Origin of the sequence: uncultured Clostridium sp. (assembly GCF_934754915.1) — a bacterium.
GTDB lineage: Bacteria > Bacillota > Clostridia > Clostridiales > Clostridiaceae > Clostridium.
Genome location: NZ_CAKVKB010000130.1, coordinates 1 through 9,034 on the forward strand (window position 1 = coordinate 1; position 9,034 = coordinate 9,034).

Annotated in this window: 10 protein-coding genes; 5 read left to right on the plus strand and 5 right to left on the minus strand. The window is 29.4% G+C overall.

Annotated elements, in window-relative coordinates; genetic code table 11:
* From Q0F58_RS15085 to Q0F58_RS15095, 3 genes are all read left to right on the plus strand, one after another.
* A partial coding sequence (locus Q0F58_RS15085) for a MarR family winged helix-turn-helix transcriptional regulator (protein ID WP_367118199.1) occupies positions 1-224 on the plus strand: 224 nt, incomplete at its 5' end.
* A gap of 189 nt (positions 225-413) precedes the next feature.
* Positions 414-2,147: an ABC transporter ATP-binding protein gene (locus Q0F58_RS15090; protein WP_294378296.1), complete on the plus strand. Its 1,734-nt coding sequence runs from the start codon at positions 414-416 to the stop codon at positions 2,145-2,147.
* Positions 2,140-4,011: an ABC transporter ATP-binding protein gene (locus Q0F58_RS15095; protein WP_294378298.1), complete on the plus strand. Its 1,872-nt coding sequence runs from the start codon at positions 2,140-2,142 to the stop codon at positions 4,009-4,011. Before Q0F58_RS15090 ends, Q0F58_RS15095 begins: the two co-directional genes overlap by 8 nt.
* A gap of 75 nt (positions 4,012-4,086) precedes the next feature.
* Here Q0F58_RS15095 and Q0F58_RS15100 read toward each other — a convergent pair whose 3' ends face one another.
* On the minus strand, positions 4,087-4,326 hold the full coding sequence (locus Q0F58_RS15100; protein ID WP_294378302.1) for a hypothetical protein: 240 nt from the start codon (positions 4,324-4,326) through the stop codon (positions 4,087-4,089).
* Between the two features lie 275 nt (positions 4,327-4,601).
* Between Q0F58_RS15100 and Q0F58_RS15105 the strand changes: the two genes are divergently transcribed.
* On the plus strand, positions 4,602-5,138 hold the full coding sequence (locus Q0F58_RS15105; RefSeq protein WP_294378304.1) for a nitroreductase family protein: 537 nt from the start codon (positions 4,602-4,604) through the stop codon (positions 5,136-5,138).
* A gap of 154 nt (positions 5,139-5,292) precedes the next feature.
* On the opposite strand, the gene Q0F58_RS15110 is transcribed toward Q0F58_RS15105, so the two are convergent.
* The 4 genes from Q0F58_RS15110 to Q0F58_RS15125 all read right to left on the minus strand — a co-directional run bounded on the left by Q0F58_RS15110 (position 5,293) and on the right by Q0F58_RS15125 (position 7,526).
* Entirely contained in the window at positions 5,293-5,961 is a 669-nt protein-coding gene (locus Q0F58_RS15110) for a pentapeptide repeat-containing protein (protein WP_294378307.1), read from the minus strand.
* 307 nt (positions 5,962-6,268) lie between these two features.
* Complete coding sequence (locus Q0F58_RS15115; protein WP_294378311.1) at positions 6,269-6,442, minus strand: hypothetical protein; 174 nt, start codon at positions 6,440-6,442, stop codon at positions 6,269-6,271.
* 202 nt (positions 6,443-6,644) lie between these two features.
* Positions 6,645-7,082: a DMT family transporter gene (locus tag Q0F58_RS15120; protein WP_294378314.1), complete on the minus strand. Its 438-nt coding sequence runs from the start codon at positions 7,080-7,082 to the stop codon at positions 6,645-6,647.
* A 21-nt stretch (positions 7,083-7,103) separates the two neighbouring features.
* A complete protein-coding gene (locus tag Q0F58_RS15125; protein ID WP_294378317.1) occupies positions 7,104-7,526 on the minus strand; it encodes a DMT family transporter in 423 nt (140 codons plus the stop codon).
* A gap of 322 nt (positions 7,527-7,848) precedes the next feature.
* Here Q0F58_RS15125 and Q0F58_RS15130 point away from each other — a divergent pair, with 322 nt between their 5' ends.
* Positions 7,849-8,538: a cyclic nucleotide-binding domain-containing protein gene (locus Q0F58_RS15130; protein WP_294378319.1), complete on the plus strand. Its 690-nt coding sequence runs from the start codon at positions 7,849-7,851 to the stop codon at positions 8,536-8,538.
* The last annotated feature ends 496 nt before the right edge of the window (positions 8,539-9,034 follow it).

Consider the following 9,034-nt stretch of genomic DNA (forward strand, 5'->3'; position numbering starts at 1 on the left):
TAAAGCGTCTTGAGCTTAAAGAGCTTATATCAAGGCATGGCTGCAAGGAAGATGGAAGATACAAGTGCCACATATTGACGGATGAAGGAAAAAAATGTGCACAGCATGCAGTAGAGTATATGAGGAATGAAAAGGAAAAGCAAATTTTAAATGGTTTTTCAGTTGATGAAACTGAATTTCTGAAAAGACTTCTGACAAGAATATTAGAAAATCTTGGAGAATAATTTTTGATTCTAAAAAAATATATTTCATGATTAACCAATATTTTTACAGTAAGGCAATAACAGCCCTGATTGTAATAAACAAAATATTTGCAAATAAGTGTTTTTTGAACACTTTATTAAAAATAGATAGTATGCTATATGTTTTGAAACATAGAAACATAATAGTACATATTCAAAGAGGTGAAACAAATGATAAAAAAATTATTTTCCTATTCAGGAAAGTATAAAAAGTTTTTAGGTTTTGCAGCAGCCTGTGCAGCCATGGAAGCTATAATAGAATTGTTAATTCCGTTAGTGATGGCTGACATTGTGGATAAAGCAATACCATCAAACAATATGCCTTATACCATAAAGCTTGGTCTTATGATGGTGACAATGGCAGTTGTATCTTTTACATTCGGAATACTTCTGTCTAAATTTGCAGCTATAGCTGGACAGGGAATTGGTGCAAATTTAAGACAGGCACAGTATGAAAAGATACAGACATATTCATTCAAAAATATTGAAAAATTCAGTACTGCATCTTTAATTACTCGTCTTACTACAGATATTACTGCAGTACAAAACTCTATTACTATGGGAATAAAGCTTCTTGTAAGAGCCCCTGTAATGCTTATATTTGCCATAATTTTATCAATAAGCATAAGTCCAAAGCTTGCACTTATATTTGCGGTTTCTCTTCCTATACTTGTTGTTTCAATAGGAACACTTGTTAAAAATGTTGGCCCTTTGTTTGGAATAATGCAGAAGAAAGTGGACAATATGAACACTTTGGTTCAGGAAAATTTAATTGGTGTGCGTGTTGTTAAATCCTTTGTTAGAGCAGAAAAAGAAAAGGAAAAGTTTAAAGAAGGTAATGAAGGATTAAAAGAAACAGCTGCTAAATCATTTGGACTTATAGTTCTTTCTATGCCTATAATGCAGGTTATTATTTTTAGCTCAATAGTTGCAATTTTATGGTTTGGTGGACACATGGTTTATGAAGGAAGCCTTACAGTTGGTAAGATTACAAGCTTTATAGCTTATTCAACTCAGATACTTATTTCATTAATGCTTGTTGCTATGGTTCTTATGATGATTTCGCGTTCAATTGCTTCAGCTAAGCGTATCTTAGAAGTTCTGGAAGAAGAAATAGATATTGTTGATGGAGAAGAAAATGTTTCAATTGTTAAAAATGGAGATATTGAATTTAGAAATGTGGATTTCAAATATGAAGATGACAGTGAAGAATTTAATCTTGAAAATATATCTATAAAGATCAATAGTGGTGAAACTATAGGGATAATAGGTGGAACTGGTTCTGCAAAAACAAGCCTTGTTCAGCTTATTCCAAGATTATATGATGCAAATAATGGTGAAGTTTTTGTTGGTGGTGTAAATGTCAAAGATTACAATATAGAAACTTTACGTAATGAAGTTGCAATGGTTCTTCAAAAGAATACATTATTCTCAGGAAGTGTTATAGATAACTTAAGATGGGGTAATGAAAATGCAACAATGGAAGAAATAGAACACGCTAGCAGGATTGCATGTGTTGATGAATTCATTGACAGACTTCCAGGAAGATATGATATGGATTTAGGCCAGGGTGGAGTCAATGTATCTGGTGGACAAAAGCAGAGATTATGCATTGCAAGAGCAATATTAAAGAAACCTAAGGTTCTTATATTAGATGACAGTACAAGTGCAGTAGATACAGCTACAGATTCAAAGATAAGAACTGCATTTAAAGAAGATTTAAAGGACACGACAAAGATAATAATTGCTCAGAGAATAAATTCTGTAAAAGATGCAGATAAGATTATTGTTATGGATGATGGTAAAATTTCAGCTATTGGTACTCATGATGAACTTATGGCAGAAAGTGAAATCTATAAAGATGTATATAATTCTCAACAGGAAGGAGTTGGATTCAGTGAGTAATTCAAAAGCTGGAGCAAAAAAAGGTGTTCCAAAGCCTAAGAATATTAAAAAGACTTTGAGCAGACTGTTCAAATATATAGGAAAATATAAATACATGCTTATAGCTGTATTTGCATTTATAATCATAAGTTCATTTGCTATGATTGCTGGTTCATATTTTTTAAAACCTATAATAAATGATTATATCATACCAGGAGATTTCAAAGGCCTTGTAAAGATGCTTGCTTTGCTTGGAGGAATCTATGCTGCTGGAGCATTTTCATCATTTGCTTATGGAAGAATAATGATTCATATTTCACAAAATGCGATTAAAGATATAAGAAGTGATTTATTCAATAAAATGCAGCACCTTTCTGTTAAGTTTTTTGACAGCAAGACAAATGGGGACTTAATGAGTCTTTATACAAATGATATTGATAATATAAGTGAAGCATTAAATAACAGTGTAACTAATATTTTATCATCGAGTCTTACTTTTATCGGTGTAATAGCTATGATGATTGTATTAAGTCCTGTATTATCTTTGGTTACATTCTGCACATTAGCTGTAATGTTCTTAATAATGAAATTTGTAGGAGCTAAAAGTAAGAAATACTTTGGTGAGCAGCAGAGAGATATGGGTAAACTAAATGGTTATGTTGAAGAAATGATAGAAGGACAGAAGGTAATCAAAGTATTCTGTCATGAAGATAAGGCCATTGATGAATTTAAAGATTTAAATGAAGAATTAAGAAAAGCGTCTACAGGAGCTCAGACTTTTGCAGGCTTCATGATGCCTGCACTTGGAAACTTATCACACATCAATTATGCTGTGACATGCTGTGTTGGAGGTCTTATGACTATTGGTGGTTCATTTGATGTAGGTTCGCTTGTAGCATATCTTCAATATGTACGTCAGCTGACTCAACCAGTACAACAGGTGTCACAACAGCTTAATGTAATTCTTGCTGCACTTGCTGGTGCTGAAAGAATATTCAATGCATTAGATGAAGAAGAAGAAGTTGATGAAGGAACTGTTACATTATCTTCAGTAGTTGAAGATGAAGCAGGATTATGTGAAACAGAAAATGTTACAGGAAAATTTGCATGGAAGACACATGAACCTTCAAAAGAAAGCAGATTAATATCTCTTAAAGGTGATGTTATATTCAAAAATGTAGTCTTTGGATATAATGAAAAGAAGACTATACTTAAGGACATATCATTATATGCAGAGAATGGCCAGAAGATAGCTTTTGTTGGATCAACTGGTGCAGGGAAGACTACAATAACAAATTTAATAAACAGATTTTATGAAATCAACTCAGGAACTATTACTTATGATGGGATAGATATAACAGATATCAAGAAGGATGATTTAAGAAAATCAATAGGTATTGTTCTTCAGGATACACACTTATTTACTGGAACAATTGAGGAAAATATAAGATACGGTAAATTAGATGCTACAAGAGAAGAAGTAATAAAGGCATCAAAGCTTGCTAATGCTCATGCATTTATAAAGCATCTGCCACATGGATATGATACTGTACTTACTGGAGATGGTGAAGGATTATCTCAAGGGCAGAGACAGCTTCTTGCAATTGCAAGAGCAGCAGTTGCTAATCCGCCTGTATTAATAATGGATGAAGCAACAAGTTCAATAGATACAAGAACAGAAAAATTAATTTCTGCTGGCATGGATAAACTAATGGAAGGCAGAACTGTATTTGTTATAGCTCACAGATTGTCTACGATTAAAAATGCTGATGTAATAATGGTTCTTGAACAGGGTGAAATTATTGAAAGAGGAAACCATGAAGAATTGTTAGAAAAAAAGGGAAGATATTATCAGCTTTATACTGGAAAAGCTGAACTTGCTTAATTATAATAAAAGAAAGGCTGAAGATAAATTTTATCTTCAGCCTCATTTAATAAAATTCTATGTTTAAATTATGTACTAATAATTGATGCCAGCAGGTTTAATGTTTTCCTTATCATTTTGAGAACATGGGGTAACTCCATATGTCATTTTACAATTAGGACATACATCTACCAATGTATTCATTACAAATTCATGACCACATGAACATGTAATAGTGTAAGGAGTATCCAGTTTATTATCTGCAAATCCTTTTTCTCTTACTCTGTCAACAATAGCTTTTCCATCTAACTTGTTTGTTCCACAACCACAACTCATAGTAAAAAATCCTCCTAAAAACAATTATCTTCATAATTATACCTTTTCTAAAATTAGAAGTATGTATCATTTGTTACAAAAAAGCTCATATGAATAGAAAAACAAAATTTTAGAAAATCTTTAATATAAAAATGGGTTTATCATAAAGCTAAAAATATAATAATATAAAAAGGACATATCTTCAAGTCTAGAGTAAAAAGAAGAGCAGTTTTAAAATTCTATCAATAGGAGTATAATTTTTATAGAAGTTATATTGATTAAGGGATGTGAAGCATGTGAGAGATTTTCTGGAATTGGCAGGCAGACGTCAGAGCTGTAGAAAATATCTGGATAAACCGGTTGAAAGAGAAAAAATCATAAAATGTATGGAAGCAGCAAGGGTAGCACCTTCAGCATGCAATAGTCAACCATGGCATTTTATAGTTGTAAATAATAAAGAATTGTCATCTAAAACAGCAGATTGTCTTCAAGACAGCATTATGAATAAATTTACAAGTGGATGTGGAACATTTATTATCGCAGTTGAAGAAAGCGGAAACATAACAAGCAGGGCAGGAGAGCTCATAAAAAAGCAGGATTTCAGAGCCACAGATGTTGCTATAGCATGTGAACATATATGTCTTATGGCAGAAGAATTAGGACTTGGGACATGTATTTTAGGATGGTTTAATGAAAAAGCTTTAAAGAAATTGCTTAACATAAGTAAGAATAAACGTGTAAGGCTTGTAATTGCAATGGGATATCCTGCTGATAAGAATATTCGCAAAAAGGTGCGAAAGAATTTAGAAGATATTTATACAATTTATGAATAGTATAGGTTTTGGTACACCCCGATTTATAAAGTATAATCTTAATATCAGGGTGTATTTTCCTTATTGAAATTAATAAACAGATATAAATTTTAAGTTAATTAGCAAAACATCAATTTTTATAACAAACTTAAAATTAAATATGAAAAAATAAGCTTTAATTTTCTGCATTTTCATTTGTAGAATCATACATATGTTCAATGAGTTTTATTATATAGCTTAAAGTATGAAAATCCTTATCTATTTCCAACTTTATATAGTGCATTCCTTCAATTAGTGTTGGTTCATCAAATTTTTCACTTAAAATCATAAATGAAAGTCCATTTAAATTACCGTCTTTAGTATCGAGAACTCTTGATTTTTTTATGAATTCATTTTCCATAGCTTTTTCTGCAAGAGATTGAATTTCTTCACTTATATTCAATTTTGGCATAGTTTCATAAATTCTTATATTTTTATCATTAATATCTAAGTTTTTAGCAGAGTTTAAATCACAGCCTACAAAGATAGTATTTTTGAATTTTGCATTTCCAAAATCTGCACCATTTAAGTTTGCACCTTCAAAAACAGTATCTTCAAATTTCGCTTCTTTGAATTTACTTCCTTTTAAATTAGAGCCTATAAATTCAGCACCTTTAAAATTCCCTCTGTAAAAGTTACACTTTTTAAAATGAGCACCTCTAAGACTTGCAAATTCAAAATGAGAATTTGAGAAATTACAGTTATAGCAGTTTGCTCTTGTCAGATTGCTGTACATAAAGTTTTTATTGCTTTTATCAGCATTAGTGTAAAAAAAGTTTCCATTTTTACTTTTGTTTATAGCCATTATTACCTCCAGAATTTATTTGTATTTTTAAGTTTACAGAATTGTCGCATTAATTATTATAATTAATTATCATATCTAGCATTATTTTTTAAAACTAAAATGCTAAACATTGTTATGTAGTTTGATTTCTATCTGACAATCCTATGCTTAAATATATTAATATTCTATATGTTATGTATGAATGAAGTCATATCTGTAATAGTATATTGACAGGACGGAAAAGTCAAATGTATTGAAAAATAAAATGGCTGTCATAAAAATGACAGCCTTTGAGAATTCATTAAGAAAATATGTTTCTACTTAAAAATCAATATTTATGATTGATGATTATTTCTTTTAAATCAGAAATACAATTATTTTTAATTGCATTGCTCTTTATGTCATCGAATAATGCGATTAAAGAATCTTTATCTAACATAGGATTTTGATCAATAAGTATTTCTAAACATTCTCTTTCTAAAGCTTCATTAACTGCAGTCATAATAATCGCCTCCCACATATAATATTTCAATTCTTCTTATGATTATTTTACAGCAATCTTCTAGAAAATGAAAATGATATAGTTTACAATAAATCACCAAAATAGAGAAATATAATGATTTATTAGTGAAAAAATCCATGTTTCTTTATTTTTTAATAAATGATAAGAATTATCGATTCAAATTAAGTATCTTATGAAAATTTTATTTATTAGTATTTTTTAAATCAATCCAAAGGTTATAACTTAATCCAGCCACAACAATTAATCCACCAATAATTTTGCTCAACGAAAGATTACCTGAAACAATCCAGTCTATTATAACTCCAGTAAAAAGCTGTCCTGTGAATACTAAAAGAACAACATAGAAAGCAGATATTTTTGGAGTTACAACACTGTTTAGTATTACAATTATAACACCAAGCATTCCTCCTAAGTATCCATAAAAAGGAACATTTCCTAGTGATGAAAAGGTAAATTTTTCACCCATTATAAGAAATAATATTATTGATGTTACAGCACCAGTTAAATAATTGAAATAACTTGATTCAATAAGACCTATTTCATCTGTAAGCCTTGCATTTAATATTCTGGATAATACAATTATTACACCTGTAAGAATGGATAATAATATAGAAATCATTTGAAATTTCCTCCTGTCTTCTTATAAAAATGTCATAACACAGACACCTATTATTATGATGAATATGCCAACGAGTTTTTTTGAATTAAATTTGATTTTTGGCATTCCCAGAAGACCATAGTGGTCAAAGATAATGGATGTGACAGACTGGCCTAAAAGTCCAAGGGCAACTGGAATTGTCACTCCAAGTGAACTGTATACAGCATTGTTTATAAGAACTGTGAGAACTGTTATTGCTCCAGCACTATACATCCAGAATGGAAGATTCATTTTAAATGGAATTTTTATTTTTTTAAACAACATGATGAGTACAAGAAAAACGTATCCAATTGCATGGATTATGACAAGTGAAGAGTAATTTCCTGTGCTCATAGCCAGTTCGCCATTAAATGCAACCATGACTGCAATTAATGTACCAATTAATAGTGATAAAAAATTATACATAATTTCTCCTTTGTAGTAGTGTGAATTTTAATTGTAAATTGGAATGTATATAGTTTAAGCTATAATGTAGATTTTATTATAGGACATATGTCATGTTTTTATAAATTTATTGTATAATAGAAAGAAGTTTCAAGCAGATGAAAATATGATTTGTGTCACTTTGGAAAATTGTATTTGCCAGAAATTTATTCGTGGCTTATAAATACGGCACAGATATAGAATTTAAGAAGAAGATTTTCATTTATAAATAAATACAATTAGAATACTGTTTTTAAAATGGAATCTTTTATATGTTGTTTTATGATGAATTGGAGAAATAGCAATGAAAAGAATAAATGATAAAAAGTTATTGGAAAGTTATATAGAGAAGTTTAATATTGATGATCTTTTTAGTGAAAATATGAGAAAACATATGAATCTTGTATTGTGGAATAAAAATGAATTTATATGCAGAGAAGGTGAAGAACTGAACAATCTATATTTTTTAGTAGAAGGAAAAACAAAAGTATGCAAGAACATGGCAAATGGAAAATGTCTTCTCATATGCTTTGACAGACCTTTAAGAATAATAGGAGAAGTTGAGTTTATGCGTAGTAATACTGCTGATTGTACAGTTCAGACAATAGAAGATACTTATGGCATAGAAATGAGTTTTCAGGTTGTACAATCAAAGCTTTTTAATGATTGCAAGTTTCTTTTAAATATGTGCAGGTATCTTAGTGAAAAACTCATTGTGACCAGCACAAATAACTCAATCAATATTTTATATAGTCTTGAAAATAAGCTTGCAAGCTATATATATGCTTTTGTTGAAAAAGAAAAAGACAACTATGAATTTGAATTTGAGGGAAACTATAATGAAATTGCTGAGCTTCTAGGAACCAGCTACAGACATTTAAATAGAACTCTTAATAAATTCTGTGATGAAGGGATTCTTGAGAAAAAATCAAAAGTTTATATAATCAGGAATTTGAAAAAATTAGAAATGCTTTCAGGTGATTTATATAAATAATCTTTTAAAAATATATAGGAAATATGAATTATATCTGAGCGTTATATACTAGGCAAAATTATAGATTAATGCTCTTGTTTTTATGTATATCAAAGATATTTTGTGTATATATAGTTTTCAAGGATGAAAATCATTACTGTTTTAAAAATTAGAATTCATAATACTTCAGGATACTATAGATTTTAGGATAAATTTTATTAGTTTTTTATGTATAAAGATAGTTTATGGAGATTATGGCTGAAAACTGTTTTGATTGAAAAGATAATATATATTCTAATAATAAAACCACATAAATAATTAAAGAAATATTGGAAAGATTTTACTATTTATTGCCAATTGTCCATTGTACATTGTTAATTGAAATATATAGTTCGTAATGTTTTATGAATATTATGGATTTTTAGGATAAATTATTTATATATGCATGTATTTTTATATTTTATATGTGAAAGAAATTTAATCTTAAATGTGATAATATTTTCTCTTATGGTAACAC

Excerpts from the sequence above, each read along its gene's own strand:
- Q0F58_RS15090 (WP_294378296.1), top strand. The coding sequence starts at position 414 with ATGATAAAAAAATTATTTTCCTATTCAGGAAAGTATAAAAAGTTTTTA.
- Q0F58_RS15110 (WP_294378307.1), bottom strand. The coding sequence starts at position 5,961 with ATGGCTATAAACAAAAGTAAAAATGGAAACTTTTTTTACACTAATGCT.
- Q0F58_RS15130 (WP_294378319.1), top strand. The coding sequence starts at position 7,849 with ATGAAAAGAATAAATGATAAAAAGTTATTGGAAAGTTATATAGAGAAG.
- Q0F58_RS15125 (WP_294378317.1), bottom strand. The coding sequence starts at position 7,526 with ATGTATAATTTTTTATCACTATTAATTGGTACATTAATTGCAGTCATG.
- Q0F58_RS15100 (WP_294378302.1), bottom strand. The coding sequence starts at position 4,326 with ATGAGTTGTGGTTGTGGAACAAACAAGTTAGATGGAAAAGCTATTGTT.
- Q0F58_RS15120 (WP_294378314.1), bottom strand. The coding sequence starts at position 7,082 with ATGATTTCTATATTATTATCCATTCTTACAGGTGTAATAATTGTATTA.
- Q0F58_RS15115 (WP_294378311.1), bottom strand. The coding sequence starts at position 6,442 with ATGACTGCAGTTAATGAAGCTTTAGAAAGAGAATGTTTAGAAATACTT.